Source organism: Streptomyces amritsarensis (assembly GCF_001953875.1).
Classification (GTDB): Bacteria; Actinomycetota; Actinomycetes; order Streptomycetales; family Streptomycetaceae; genus Streptomyces; species Streptomyces amritsarensis.
Genome location: NZ_MQUR01000146.1, coordinates 1 through 12,014 on the forward strand (window position 1 = coordinate 1; position 12,014 = coordinate 12,014).

Annotated in this window: 12 protein-coding genes and 1 pseudogene; 7 read left to right on the plus strand and 6 right to left on the minus strand. The window is 72.6% G+C overall.

Annotated features, from left to right (window positions below; all coding sequences use genetic code 11):
- Window positions 1-54 precede the first annotated feature (54 nt).
- Entirely contained in the window at window positions 55-1,083 is a 1,029-nt protein-coding gene (locus tag AVW11_RS33825; RefSeq protein WP_030849069.1) for an endonuclease/exonuclease/phosphatase family protein, read from the minus strand.
- A 287-nt stretch (window positions 1,084-1,370) separates the two neighbouring features.
- Between AVW11_RS33825 and panB the strand changes: the two genes are divergently transcribed.
- The 3 genes from panB to AVW11_RS33840 all read left to right on the plus strand — a co-directional run bounded on the left by panB (window position 1,371) and on the right by AVW11_RS33840 (window position 4,257).
- On the plus strand, window positions 1,371-2,240 hold the full coding sequence (panB, locus tag AVW11_RS33830; protein ID WP_030849066.1) for a 3-methyl-2-oxobutanoate hydroxymethyltransferase: 870 nt from the start codon (window positions 1,371-1,373) through the stop codon (window positions 2,238-2,240).
- A 146-nt stretch (window positions 2,241-2,386) separates the two neighbouring features.
- Window positions 2,387-3,409 carry an ATP-binding cassette domain-containing protein gene (locus AVW11_RS33835; RefSeq protein ID WP_381786036.1) on the plus strand — a complete coding sequence of 341 codons (1,023 nt, stop codon included), beginning with the start codon at window positions 2,387-2,389 and terminating at the stop codon, window positions 3,407-3,409.
- On the plus strand, window positions 3,406-4,257 hold the full coding sequence (locus AVW11_RS33840; protein ID WP_030849055.1) for an ABC transporter permease: 852 nt from the start codon (window positions 3,406-3,408) through the stop codon (window positions 4,255-4,257). The genes AVW11_RS33835 and AVW11_RS33840 overlap by 4 nt, the downstream gene beginning before the upstream one ends.
- Before the next feature lie 57 nt (window positions 4,258-4,314).
- Here the strand turns inward: AVW11_RS33840 and AVW11_RS39445 are convergent, their stop codons facing one another.
- Together AVW11_RS39445 and AVW11_RS39450 are read right to left on the minus strand one after the other, a co-directional pair.
- Window positions 4,315-5,862: a hypothetical protein gene (locus tag AVW11_RS39445; RefSeq protein ID WP_476755993.1), complete on the minus strand. Its 1,548-nt coding sequence runs from the start codon at window positions 5,860-5,862 to the stop codon at window positions 4,315-4,317.
- Window positions 5,863-5,939: 77 nt separating this feature from the next.
- Window positions 5,940-7,114, minus strand: a pseudogene (locus AVW11_RS39450) (AfsR/SARP family transcriptional regulator); the annotation flags it as partial.
- A gap of 73 nt (window positions 7,115-7,187) precedes the next feature.
- Here AVW11_RS39450 and AVW11_RS33850 point away from each other — a divergent pair.
- Window positions 7,188-7,988: a site-2 protease family protein gene (locus AVW11_RS33850; protein WP_030849053.1), complete on the plus strand. Its 801-nt coding sequence runs from the start codon at window positions 7,188-7,190 to the stop codon at window positions 7,986-7,988.
- A 77-nt stretch (window positions 7,989-8,065) separates the two neighbouring features.
- On the plus strand, window positions 8,066-8,968 hold the full coding sequence (locus AVW11_RS33855) for a S41 family peptidase (RefSeq protein ID WP_076046939.1): 903 nt from the start codon (window positions 8,066-8,068) through the stop codon (window positions 8,966-8,968).
- Window positions 8,969-8,972: 4 nt separating this feature from the next.
- On the opposite strand, the gene AVW11_RS33860 is transcribed toward AVW11_RS33855, so the two are convergent.
- Together AVW11_RS33860 and npdG are read right to left on the minus strand one after the other, a co-directional pair.
- Complete coding sequence (locus tag AVW11_RS33860) at window positions 8,973-9,161, minus strand: hypothetical protein (protein ID WP_030849047.1); 189 nt, start codon at window positions 9,159-9,161, stop codon at window positions 8,973-8,975.
- Between the two features lie 98 nt (window positions 9,162-9,259).
- Window positions 9,260-9,964: an NADPH-dependent F420 reductase gene (gene npdG / locus AVW11_RS33865; RefSeq protein WP_030849045.1), complete on the minus strand. Its 705-nt coding sequence runs from the start codon at window positions 9,962-9,964 to the stop codon at window positions 9,260-9,262.
- A gap of 84 nt (window positions 9,965-10,048) precedes the next feature.
- Between npdG and AVW11_RS33870 the strand changes: the two genes are divergently transcribed.
- Window positions 10,049-10,657: a hypothetical protein gene (locus AVW11_RS33870; RefSeq protein WP_030849042.1), complete on the plus strand. Its 609-nt coding sequence runs from the start codon at window positions 10,049-10,051 to the stop codon at window positions 10,655-10,657.
- A gap of 18 nt (window positions 10,658-10,675) precedes the next feature.
- Here AVW11_RS33870 and AVW11_RS33875 read toward each other — a convergent pair whose 3' ends face one another.
- The gene (locus AVW11_RS33875) at window positions 10,676-10,933 is read right to left on the minus strand and encodes a hypothetical protein (protein ID WP_030849039.1); all 258 of its coding nucleotides are present in this window, start codon (window positions 10,931-10,933) and stop codon (window positions 10,676-10,678) included.
- 93 nt (window positions 10,934-11,026) lie between these two features.
- On the opposite strand from AVW11_RS33875, the gene map reads away from it, so the two are divergent.
- Window positions 11,027-11,884, plus strand: coding sequence for a type I methionyl aminopeptidase (gene map / locus AVW11_RS33880; RefSeq protein ID WP_030849038.1), 858 nt, complete (start codon window positions 11,027-11,029; stop codon window positions 11,882-11,884).
- The last annotated feature ends 130 nt before the right edge of the window (window positions 11,885-12,014 follow it).

The window sequence follows — 12,014 nt, forward strand, 5'->3', positions numbered from 1 at the left end:
CGAGGGGCCCCGCCGCATCACCGGCGGGGCCCCTCGGCGCTGCCGGTCCCGCCGCTACTTGTTCAGCGTGAGCCGCGCGGCGACCGGGAGGTGGTCGCTGCCCGTGCGGGGCAGGGTCCAGGAGGCCTCGGGCCGGATCCCCCGGACCATGATCTGGTCGATGCGTGCCATGGGGAACTGCGCCGGCCAGCTGAAGCCGAAGCCGTCGCCCGCCGCGCCCTGGGTGGAGCGCATCTGCGAGGTGACCTCGGACAGGGCGCGGTCGTTCATGGTGCCGTTCAGGTCGCCGAGGAGGACGACCTTCTTCAGGGGTTCGGCGGCGAGCGCGGCGCCCAGCGCGTCGGCGCTGTCGTCTCGCTGGTTGGCGGTGAAGCCCGCGTTCAGCTTGACCCGGACCGAGGGCAGGTGGGCGACGAACGCCGCGACCTCGCCCTGCGGGGTGGCGACGGTGGCCCGCATGGCCCGGGTCCAGCCCATCCGGATGTCGACGGGCGCGCTGCCGCTCAGCGGGTACTTGCTCCACAGGCCGACGGTGCCCTCGACCGAGTGGTACTTGTACGTGCCCGCCAGGGCCTTCTCGTAGACGGGGACGACACTGCCCTTGAGCTCGGTGAGGGCCAGGACGTCGGCGCCGGAGCGGGCGACCGACGCGGCGGTGCCGTGCGGGTCGGGATTGTCGGCGTCGACGTTGTGGGTGGCGACGACGAGGTCGCCGCCGGTGCCGGACTTGTCGAAGACCAGGCCTCCGAAGAGGTTCAGCCAGACCACCGCGGGCAGCAGGACCGCGATCAGCGCGGTCGCCGACCGGCGGAAGACGGCGCCCGCCACCAGAAGCGGAACGGCCAGGCCGAGCCAGGGCAGGAAGGTCTCGGTGAGGCTGCCGAGGTTGCCGACGTCGTTGGGCAGCTCGGCGTGGAAGATCATGACCAGGGACAGCAGCACGGCGATCGACGCCAGGACCAGGCCCCGCCGCCAGATGCCCGGGTCCCTGCGCAGCTCGGCAAGGCGGCGCCGGAAACGGGACTCGGAGGGCTCGGGCTCCGAGCCGCCGTTCCCCGGTTCCGTCCTGTACGCCTGTGCCATGCCGCTGCCCTCACTGCCGTGCTCGCGCTCCGTCCCCGCCCCTTGACCCTAGGCGATGAAACGGAGCCTTCCGTGCTGTACGTCACGACCGTCCGTTGCGGTCGTACGTCCGGGAGGACGAACGGCCGTACGCAGGGGGTTCCGCTTGTCACGAAACGCGCACATTGGCGTGCCGGTGCGGCGGCCCCCGCGTACCACTTCCGCCCACGGCCCCGGGGATGCCACCATGGTGGGTGAGTCCGGGGACACCGTGAGGGTGCCTCGAGATGACACAAGGAGCAGTTGCAATGACGCACGCCGTTTCGCCTGCCCGCGAACCCGCAGCCGCGGCCTCCCCCACCCTGTACGGAGGCACGGGCACCCGGCGCATCACCGTCCGCGACCTGACCCTCGCCAAGGAGCGCGGCGAGAAGTGGCCCATGCTCACCGCCTACGACGCGATGACCGCCTCCGTCTTCGACGAGGCCGGCATCCCGGTCATCCTCGTCGGCGACTCGATGGGCAATTGCCACCTCGGTTTCGACTCCACCGTCCCGGTGACGATGGACCACATGACCATGCTGTCGGCGGCCGTCGTACGCGGCACCAGCCGTGCGCTGGTCATCGGCGACATGCCGTTCGGCTCCTACCAGGAAGGTCCCGTGCAGGCCCTGCGCAGCGCGACCCGCCTGGTCAAGGAGGCCGGAGTGGGCGCCGTGAAGCTGGAGGGCGGCGAGCGTTCGCTGGCCCAGACGGAGCTGATCGTGCAGTCGGGCATCCCCGTCATGTCCCACCTGGGTCTGACCCCGCAGTCGGTCAACGCCATGGGCTACCGCGTCCAGGGCCGCGGCGACGAGGCCGCGCACCAACTGCTGCGCGACGCGAAGGCCGCGCAGGACGCGGGCGCGTTCGCGGTGGTGCTGGAGCTCGTCCCGGCCGAGCTGGCCGCCGAGGTCACCCGGTCCCTGCACATCCCGACGGTCGGTATCGGCGCGGGCGCGGAGTGCGACGCGCAGGTGCTGGTGTGGACCGACATGATGGGCCTGACCGGCGGGAAGATGCCGAAGTTCGTCAAGCAGTACGCGAAGCTCCGCGAGACCATGACGGACGCGGCGAAGGCCTTCGCCGAGGACGTCGTCGGCGGCACGTTCCCGCAGGAGCAGCACGCCTTCCACTGACACCGGCGGGCGCGCCCTGCTGAGGTGAGGTGAGCCGGTCCGACAGCCCGCCGACCCGCGCGTCGGCGGGCTGTCGTACGCCTGTCGTACGTCTGTCGTAGCTTTGTCGGTCGGCTGTCGGTGCTTTGTCAGTGGCGGCTGGTCCCATGGGGGACATGACGCGAAACGACAAGAACCCCAACGCCGTGGAGGTGCGGGGGCTGGTCAAGCACTACGGCGAGACCAAGGCCCTCGACGGTGTCGACCTGGATGTCCGTGAGGGCACGGTCCTCGGGGTCCTCGGGCCCAACGGCGCCGGCAAGACCACGCTGGTGCGCTGCCTCTCCACCCTGATCGTCCCGGACGCCGGGACGGCGACCGTCGCCGGCTTCGACGTGGTCCGCCAGCCGCGGCAGCTGCGCCGCACCATAGGCCTGACCGGCCAGTACGCCTCGGTCGACGAGAAGCTCTCCGGCTGGGAGAACCTCTACATGATCGGGCGGCTGCTCGACCTGTCCCGCAAGGACGCCCGCAGCCGCGCGGACGAGATGCTGGAGCGCTTCTCCCTGACCGAGGCGGCGAAGAAGGCCGCCATGAACTACTCCGGCGGCATGCGGCGCCGGTTGGACCTGGCCGCCTCGCTCATCGGCCGGCCGGCCGTCATCTACCTGGACGAGCCGACCACCGGACTCGACCCGCGCACCCGCAACGAGGTGTGGGACGAGGTCCAGCGCCTGGTCGCCGAGGGCGCCACCGTGCTGCTCACCACGCAGTACATGGAGGAGGCCGAGCAGCTCGCGAGCGAGCTGACGGTCATCGACCGCGGCAAGGTCATCGCCAAGGGCAAGGTCGACGAGCTGAAGGCCCGCGTCGGCGGCCGCACCCTGAAGATCCGTCCCGTGTCCTGCGCGGACCTGCCGGGCATGGCCCGCGCGCTGGCCGAGGCCGGACTCGACGGCGTGGCCGGCTCCCAGGCCGTGCCGGACGAGGGCGTGCTCCTCGTCCCGATCCTGAGCGACGAGCAGCTGACCGCAGTGGTCGGCCTGCTGGCCGCCCGCGGGTACGCGATCGCCGACCTCGGCACCTACCTGCCCAGCCTCGACGAGGTGTTCCTGGCCATCACCGGCGAGCGGCCCGCACCCGTCGGGGACTCCGTCCCCACCGAGAAGACCGAGGAGGTCGCGGCATGAGCACCGTAACCACGACGAAGCCCGCTCCCGCCGCGCCCGGTCCGGTCCCGGTGGCGGCCGCCCGCGGTGAGGGGCGGATCGGCCTGCGGGCCAACCTGCGGCACATCGGCGCCCTGGTGCGCCGCAACGCCCTGCAGATCAAGCAGGACCCGGAGTCGATGTTCGACGTCCTGTTCATGCCGATCATCTTCACGCTGCTGTTCGTGTTCGTCTTCGGCGGCGCGATCTCCGGCAAGGGCAACCAGGCGGACTACGTGAACTACGTGGTCCCGGGCCTCATGGCCATGATGGGCATGAACATCGCGATGGCGGTGGGCACCGGCGTCAACGACGACTTCAAGAAGGGCGTGATGGACCGGTTCCGGTCCATGCCGATCGCCCGGTCGTCCGTGCTCCTCGCCAAGATCGTCGTCGAGCTCGGCCGGATGATGGTGGCCATCGCGATCCTGCTGGGCGTGGGCTTCCTGCTCGGCCTGTCGATCAAGTCGTCGGTGCTGGACCTGTTCCTCGCCATCGGGCTGTCTGCCGTCTTCGGCAGCGCACTGATGTGGATCTTCATCCTGCTCGGTCTCACCATGAAGACCGCCCAGGCCGTCCAGGGCATGGCGATGCTGGTCCTGATGCCGCTGCAGTTCGGCAGCTCGATCTTCGCCCCGCCGTCCACGATGCCGGGCTGGCTGCAGTCCTTCACCGACTACAACCCGCTGTCGAACCTCGCGGACGCCGCCCGCGCCCTGATCAACGGCACCCCCGTCGGCGACTCGGTGTGGATGACGCTGGTCTGGTCGCTGGCCATCACGGCGGTCACCATGCCGCTCGCGGTCCGCAAGTTCCGCCAGAAGACCTGACCCGCGGACCGGTCCACTCCGGATCGCGTCCCGGACGGACACCGGCCGGGGGCCGGGTCAGACCAGGGCGGTGGCCTCCTCCAGGGTGAGGCCGCCGCCCTCGGCGTACGCCGCCTCGTAGGCGCTCTCCCCCAGCACCGACCGGGCCTGCTTCTCGGCGAAGGCGAAGTCCTCGCGCTCCGTGGTCACCGGGCAGTGGGCGGGCGGCAGCAGCGCGCGGTAGGCGCCGAGCAGCCGGGCGCCGTCGTACTCCCGCTGCGGGCCGCCCGGCGACACCAGGGAGACGGCGGCCGTCAGCAGGAACGTGGCGGGCAGGTGCGGGGCGACCATCAGCGCCAGCGGGTGCCGGAAGGCGACCGTGGCGTCGCGTATCCCCTGCAGGGCGTCCTCGTGGCGGCCGTCCTGGTTGTCCAGCCAGGCCGACGTGGCGAGCAGGAACACGTCGAAGATGGCGTACACGCCGAAGGTGAACTCCTCGCGCAGCACCCGGATCTGGACGCGGGCCTCGTCGATCCGCCCGGTACGGCCGAGGATGCCCGCGAGGAACATCCGGGCGGCGGGCATCGCCTCGTTGCCGAAGCGCTGCTGCGTGGCGGTGATCTCGGTGAGGATCCGCTCGGCCTCCGCGATCTCGTCGTTCTCGGCGAGCGCGCCGGCCATCCGCACGCGCAACACCGTCACCTGCGCCTTCGCGCCGAGACGTTCGGCATACGCGATGGCCTCGCGGTAGTCGCGGGCGGCCAGGGCGTGCTCGCCTCGCCGCTCCCGGGACTCGGCGCGGGCGGAGAGGGCCTCCGCGCAGCCCCAGTCGTCGCCGAGCTCCCGGAAGAGCTCCAGGCTCTCGTCGGCGTCGCGGGAGGCGTCGCCCGCCCAGTCGGCGCGGTTGGCGAGGATGTTGGCGCGCAGTTGCAGGGCGGAGGCCAGTTCCCAGCGGTGGCCGAGCGCGCGGGTGGTGGCCACGGTGGCGTCGACGACGCGTTTGAGCAGCCCTGCATCGCCCGCGATCATGACGGCGTAGATCCACAGGGAGGCCGGTGTGCGGCAGGTCTGCGGGAGTCCGGGCCGGTAGGCGGCGATCACTCCGTCGACCAGGGCGCGGATCTCCGGGTCGTCCCAGTCCTTGTTGGTCTGGTCCCAGGCCGCCAGCCGCACCAGGTGCAGGGCACGCCAGGCCTCGGTGAGCACCTCGCCCGCGTAGGGCGGCGGCTCGTCCACGAGCTGCCCGTACACCGGCTCCGCCGGGACCACGGGCGCGACGAAGGGGTTCGGGCCGAGCGCCGCGACCGCCTCCGCCCAGTGCCGGGACTCGGCCCGCTGGTCGAGCAGGTGCCAGTACCAGCCCAGGGAGTGGACGAGGCAGAGCGCCTCGTCCGCGTCGCGGGTGGTGACGGCCCGGCGCAGGGCGGTACGGATGTTCTCGTACTCGGTGGCGAGCCGCTGCGCCGTCTCGCGCTGGCGGCGGCCGCGGAGCAGGGGTTCGCTGGTCCGGGCGAGCTCGCGGTAGTGGACGAGGTGGCGGCGGGCGGTGTCCTCGCGGTCGCCGCCGGCCTCGGTGAGGCGCTCGGCGGCGTATTCGCCGACCGTCTCCAGAAGGCGGTAGCGCATGCCGGAGCCGTCGGGGGCGGGAGCGGCGACGACGAGGGACTTGTCGACGAGGGAGCCGAGGGTGTCGGCGACGTNNCCTCGTCGACGGTGAACCCGGCGCGGGCCGCCGCCCCGCGGTCGCCGAGCAGCCGCAGCGCGATGGGGTCGGGCAGGGGTTCGACGGGGCGGACGGTTTCGCCCGGGATGCCGAGGGGTTCGCGGCTGGTGGCCAGGATCTGGACGCCGGGGCAGTGGGTGAGGAGGCGTTCGGCGAGCTCGGCGGCGGCTTCGACGACGTGCTCGCAGTTGTCGAGGACGAGCNNGGGCCGTGACCCCAAGCCGGGGCGGGGCCCGAAACCGGGCCTGGAGTCAGAGTCGGGCCGGGGCCCGAGACCTGGGCCTGGCCCGAAACCGGGCCGGGGCCCGAGGCCGGGGCGTGGCCCGAGGCCGGGCCGGGGCCCGGAGGCGGGTCGGGAGCTTGGCTGGGGGGTGTGGTTGCGGCAGGGTCCGGGGGCTGGGGGCTGCGTGTGAACCCCGGCGGCCGGGTCGCCGGACCGGAGTCCGCCGGGGCCAGGAGTTCGGCGTGCAGGGCGCGCAGGGCCGGGCCGGGGTCCGTGCCGAGCCGGTCGGCCAGGTCACGCCGTACGCCGTCGTAGGCGGCCAGGGCCTCCGCCGGGCGGCCCGCGTCGCGCAGGGCCCGGATCCGCAGCGCCTGGAGCGGCTCGTCCAGCGGCTGCCGCGCGCACAGCGCGGTCAGCTCCGGCAGGGCGCGCTCGGCCTCGCCCAGGGCCAGCGCCGCCGTGAGTCGGCCCCGGCGCGCCTCCATCCGTACGGCGTCCCAGCGGGCGGCCTCCGCGGCCGGGTCGGGCAGGTCCGCGAGGGCGGGTCCGCGCCACAGGGCGAGGGCCTCGTCGTACAGGGCGGCGGCCTCGGCCGGGTCCCGCGCCTCGCCGCCGGCCCGGGCCAGCCGTTCGAAGCGGTACAGGTCGACGTCCTCGCGTTCGGCGGCCAGCCGGTACCCGCCGTCGGCGGACAGTACGGCGCTGTGCCCCAGCGCCCGGCGCAGCCGGCCCACCAGGGCCTGCAGGGCGCCCACGGCGTCGGCCGGCGGGGCGCCGTCCCACACCTCGTCGACCAGCAGCCGGGCCGGCACCGCCCGCCCCGGGCGCAGCGCGAGCGCCGTCAGGAGCGCACGCAGGCGCGCCCCGCCCACGGCCACGGGAGTCCCGTCGTCGCGGAAGGCCTGGGCGGAGCCGAGAATCGCGTAACGCACCGGCCCATTGTCCCCGGACCCCGGCTCACCCCCGAACCGTTTTCCCTACCCGGCCCGGGATAGGTTTCCCGGCATGGGTCATCAGGGCACCCGCCACGAGCGGCGGATCAGTTCGGTATTCCTCGGGATCTTCGCCGTCATGGCCGTCACGGGTTGGGCGGTGTGGACGGGGTACTCGACGAGCGCCGGGCTCGCCGTGTTCCTCTTCGTGACGTCCGCGTGGATCGTCTCCCTCTGCCTGCACGAGTACGCGCACGCCCGTACCGCCCTACACGGCGGCGACCTCACCGTCGGCGCCAAGGGCTACCTGACGCTGAACCCGCTCAAGTACACGCACGCGCTGCTCAGCATCGTCCTGCCGGTGCTCTTCGTGATCCTGGGCGGGATCGGCCTGCCGGGCGGGGCGGTGTTCATCGAGCGCGACCGGATCCGGGGCCGCTGGAAGCACAGCCTGATCTCCGCGGCCGGGCCGCTGACGAACGTGGCCTTCGCGATCGTCTGCACGGCCCCGTTCTGGCTCGACGCCCTGGAGGGGGTGCCGCTCGCCTTCCGCTACGCGCTCGGTTTCCTCGCGATGCTCCAGGTGACGGCGGCGATCTTGAACTTCCTGCCGGTGCCGGGCCTCGACGGCTACGGGGTGATCGAGCCGTGGCTGTCGTACCGGGTGCGGCGCGAGGTGGAGCCGCTGGCACCGTTCGGCCTGATCGCCGTCTTCGCACTGCTGTGGATCCCGCAGGTCAACGCCGTCTTCTTCGACGCGGTGGACGGCGTGCTGTCGGCGCTGGGCGTGTCGGACCTGGAGACGTACTGCGGCCGCGACCTCTACCGCTTCTGGCAGGAGGGCAGCGGCGTGTGCGAGGTCCCGCAGGACTGACGACGACCGGCGCCTCCCGGCCGACCTGCGGGAAATCCCTTCGCCGGGGGCCTGCCCGCCGCTTAACATGGCCCGCCGTGCCTCCCTACGAAGAGATCATCGAGCGGGCCCTGGAGCGGATCGGCGCAGGGTACCTCTTCCCCGAGAGGACCGCGGACATCGACGCCGCGGTCCGGCGCCGGCTCGCGGCCGGCGCGTACGACGGCCTGGACGAGCGGGCGCTGTGCGAGACGGTCACGGCGGACATCCAGCAGGTGTGCCCGGACCAGCACCTGCGGCTGCTGTGGTCCGAGGAGCCGCAGTCGATGGAACCGGAGGACCAGGACGCCGGGAAGGCCGCGTTCCTCGCGCTGCTGCGGGCCGAGAACCACGGGGTGCGGCAGGTCGAACGGCTGGACGGCGGCGTCGCCCTCGTCGACCTCCGCCTGATATCGACGGCGGACGAGGGTGCCGCCGTGATCGGCGCCGCGATGCAGCTGGCCGCCCTCAGCTCCGCGCTCGTCCTGGACCTGCGCGAATGCCGCGGCGGCTCGCCCGAGGGGGCCGCCATGTGGTGCAGCTACTTCTTCCCCGACGACCAGGTGCACCTGAACGACATCTACGAACGCTCCACCGGGACCACCCGCCAGTACTGGACGACGGCGCACCTGCCCGCGCCCCGCTACCTCGACCGCCCCGTGTACGTGCTCACCAGCGCGCGCACCTTCTCCGGGGGTGAAGATGTCGCCTACACCCTCCAGGCGCACGGCCGGGCCGTCGTCGTCGGCGAGACCACGCGGGGCGGGGCGCACCCCACGGACCGGCACGCGGTGGGCGAGCACGTCCTGGTGGCGGTGCCGACGGCCCGGACGGTCAGTACGGTGACGGGCGGCAACTGGGAGGGCGTCGGTGTCGTCCCCGACATCCCGGTCCCGGCCGGTCAGGCGCTCGACACGGCGCTGGACAGGGCCCTCGGGGCCGCCCGGAACGCCGCCGGCTGACGGCTCAGGCGTTGCGGGCGGTCGCGGCCTTCTCGGCCTTGGCCTTGCGCATGTAGTACCAGGCCATGTTGGACGTGAGGCCGGCCAGCAGCACCCACACGATCCCGAGGAAGCTGCCCTCCACGAAGGCGACGACGGCCGCGGCCACAGCGAGGACGCAGACGACAACGGCGAAGACGGCAAGGCGGGGCATGGGGCGAGCTCCTCGGGGACACGGAAGGGGGTCGAGCCCCTCCAGTGTCCCCCATGCCCCGCAGTGCCGCCGTAAAGGGCTCCGGCCGGGCGGGGCGGTCAGACGTCCGTCGTGCGCAGGCCCGCGTGGGCCTTGTAGCGGCGGTTGGTGGAGATGAGGTTCGCCACGAGGGCCTCGACCTGGTGGGCGTTGCGCAGGCGGCCGGCGAAGATGCCGCGCATGCCCGGGATGCGGGCGGCCAGGGCCTGGACGATGTCGGTGTCGGCGCGGGATTCGCCGAGGACCATGACGTCGGTGTCGATCTCGTCGATCGACGCGTCCTGGAGGAGGACCGCCGAGAGGTGGTGGAAGGCGGCCGTGACGCGGGAGTCCGGCAGGAGGGCGGCGGCCTGCTGGGCGGCGCTGCCCTCTTCGACCTGGAGGGCGTAGGCGCCCTGCTTGTCGAAGCCGAGGGGGTTGACGCAGTCGACGACGAGCTTGCCGGCGAGGTCCTCGCGCAGCGCTTCGAGGGTCTTGGCGTGGCCCTCCCACGGCACCGCGATGATGACGATGTCGCTGCGGCGGGCGCACTCGGCGTTGTCCGCGCCCTCCACGCCGAGCCCCAGCTCCTCGGCGGCGGTGCGCGCGCGGTCGGCGGCACGGGAGCCGATGATCACCTTCTGGCCGGCGCGGGCGAGCCGGTAGGCGAGGCCCCGGCCCTGGTCGCCGGTGCCGCCGAGGACGCCGACGACGAGGCCGGACACGTCGGGCAGGTCCCAGGGGTCCTTGGCCTGCGGCTTCTGCGGATTGTCTGAGGAAGTCATGGGGGCGAGGGTACTGCCGGGTAGCCCACAGTCGAAGAGCCGGGAACCGCCCCCGTGTCGGTGTCGATGCGGCAGGATGCGGGCATGGATGCCGTCAGGGTCGCCCTGCTGCGCGAGGTGCTCGCCGGTACGCAGTGGCCGGGCGACGCGCGCCGCTTCGCCGGCTCGCTGCGCCGGTCCGTCGCTCCGGCCGGCGGGAAGCTGCTGCTGGTGGGGACCGAGGGGTACGAGCCCTGGCACATGGCGGCGCACCTCGTGGACGAGGCCGCCTGGTCGGGCCTGCCGGAGCTGGCGCCGACGCTGGTGCGCCACCGGGTGCGGCCCGGTGAGCCGCCGCACCTGTCGGTGGGGCTGGGCCGGCTCGCGGCGGCCGGGCGCGGGCACACGGTGCTGGTGGTGGCGCCCCGGGAGCCGGGCGAGGGACTGCTGGAGCGGGTGTACGACGCCCGCCGCGCGGGGGCGACCGTCCTGTCCCTGGACGGCGGGGACCGGGACCTGGGCGCGCTCGCGCACGACGCGCTGTCGGTGCCGGACGGCGCCGCCGAGCTGGATCTCGACACCGTGCAGCACCTGGTCAGCGCGGCGGCCGGGGAGAACGGTCCGCCGGCCCAGCGCGGGGCCCGCCGCCGGTTGCGGGACCGGCTGGCGGGGTTGGCCGACCGGCTGACCGCGCCGCCGCCCAGCCGCTGGTAGTGCGCTCCTGCCGGCCCGTCAGCCGGACGCGCCCGTGCCCGTGCCCGAGGTGCCCTCTTCTTCCTCGCGGGTCTTGTCGTTCCACTTGGGGTCGTTCTGCCACTCGAGGTTGCGCTCCTGCGCGGTCTCCATGGCGTGGGCGGCCTCCTCGGGCGTTCCGTACGGGCCGAACCGGTCCTTGGCCGGGCACTCGGGGCCTTCCTCGACCTTCTGGTGGACCAGGCAGTAGTACCACTCGCCGGGTTTGCCCACCTGGCGCTTCTTGAACAGGGCCATCGTCGTCCAGGCTCCTCTCGCTGCCTCCGCAAGCCGCTGTGTGCCGCTCTATCCCGCCATGCTGCCCCATCCCCGCTGGATACACTCGCTTGCATGTCCGGTCAGTCGCTGCTCGTACCAGGCGAGCTCTCTCCCGCCCGTTCCGTTCCCGGAAACATCCGCCGGCCCGAGTACGTCGGCAAGCCCGCGCCCACTCCGTACACCGGACCGGAGGTGCAGTCGGCCGAGACCATCGAGGCCATGCGCATCGCCGGCCGGATCGCCGCCCAGGCGATGGAGGAGGCCGCCAAGCTGATCGCGCCGGGGGTGACCACCGACGAGCTCGACCGTGTCGCCCACGAGTACATGTGCGACCACGGCGCCTACCCCTCGACGCTCGGCTACCGGGGCTACCCGAAGTCGCTGTGCTCCTCGGTCAACGAGGTCATCTGCCACGGCATCCCCGACTCCACCGTCCTGCGCGACGGCGACATCGTGAACCTCGACGTGACGGCGTACATCGGCGGCGTGCACGGCGACAACAACGCCACCTACCTGTGCGGGGACGTGGACGAGGAGTCGCGGCTGCTGGTGGAGCGCACCCGTGAGGCGCTGAACCGGGCGATCAAGGCAGTGAAGCCGGGACGTCAGATCAACGTCATCGGGCGGGTCATCGAGTCGTACGCGAAGCGCTTCGGCTACGGCGTGGTCCGGGACTTCACCGGCCACGGCATCAACTCGTCCTTCCACTCCGGTCTGATCATCCCGCACTACGACAGCCCGCACGCGACCACGGTCATCGAGCCGGGGATGACCTTCACGATCGAGCCGATGCTGACGCTGGGCACGCACGACTACGACATGTGGGACGACGGCTGGACGGTCGTCACGAAGGACCGCAAGCGCACCGCGCAGTTCGAGCACACGCTGGTGGTGACGGACTCCGGGGCGGACATCCTGACGCTGCCCTAGCCGGCCGGACCCGACCGGATTTTTACCGACAAGGCGTCGGGAACACATTGACTTAGGCAAGCCTAAGTAGGAGTATCGGGCGTGGCGGCAGTGCCGCCACGCCCGTTTCCTCTTTCCTGGAGGTCCGCCT

Excerpts from the sequence above, each read along its gene's own strand:
- AVW11_RS33870 (WP_030849042.1), top strand. The coding sequence starts at position 10,049 with ATGGATGCCGTCAGGGTCGCCCTGCTGCGCGAGGTGCTCGCCGGTACG.
- AVW11_RS33835 (WP_381786036.1), top strand. The coding sequence starts at position 2,387 with ATGGGGGACATGACGCGAAACGACAAGAACCCCAACGCCGTGGAGGTG.
- npdG (WP_030849045.1), bottom strand. The coding sequence starts at position 9,964 with ATGACTTCCTCAGACAATCCGCAGAAGCCGCAGGCCAAGGACCCCTGG.
- AVW11_RS33860 (WP_030849047.1), bottom strand. The coding sequence starts at position 9,161 with ATGCCCCGCCTTGCCGTCTTCGCCGTTGTCGTCTGCGTCCTCGCTGTG.
- AVW11_RS33850 (WP_030849053.1), top strand. The coding sequence starts at position 7,188 with ATGGGTCATCAGGGCACCCGCCACGAGCGGCGGATCAGTTCGGTATTC.
- AVW11_RS33840 (WP_030849055.1), top strand. The coding sequence starts at position 3,406 with ATGAGCACCGTAACCACGACGAAGCCCGCTCCCGCCGCGCCCGGTCCG.
- map (WP_030849038.1), top strand. The coding sequence starts at position 11,027 with ATGTCCGGTCAGTCGCTGCTCGTACCAGGCGAGCTCTCTCCCGCCCGT.
- AVW11_RS33825 (WP_030849069.1), bottom strand. The coding sequence starts at position 1,083 with ATGGCACAGGCGTACAGGACGGAACCGGGGAACGGCGGCTCGGAGCCC.
- panB (WP_030849066.1), top strand. The coding sequence starts at position 1,371 with ATGACGCACGCCGTTTCGCCTGCCCGCGAACCCGCAGCCGCGGCCTCC.
- AVW11_RS39445 (WP_476755993.1), bottom strand. The coding sequence starts at position 5,862 with ATGCGCTACCGCCTTCTGGAGACGGTCGGCGAATACGCCGCCGAGCGC.
- AVW11_RS33875 (WP_030849039.1), bottom strand. The coding sequence starts at position 10,933 with ATGGCCCTGTTCAAGAAGCGCCAGGTGGGCAAACCCGGCGAGTGGTAC.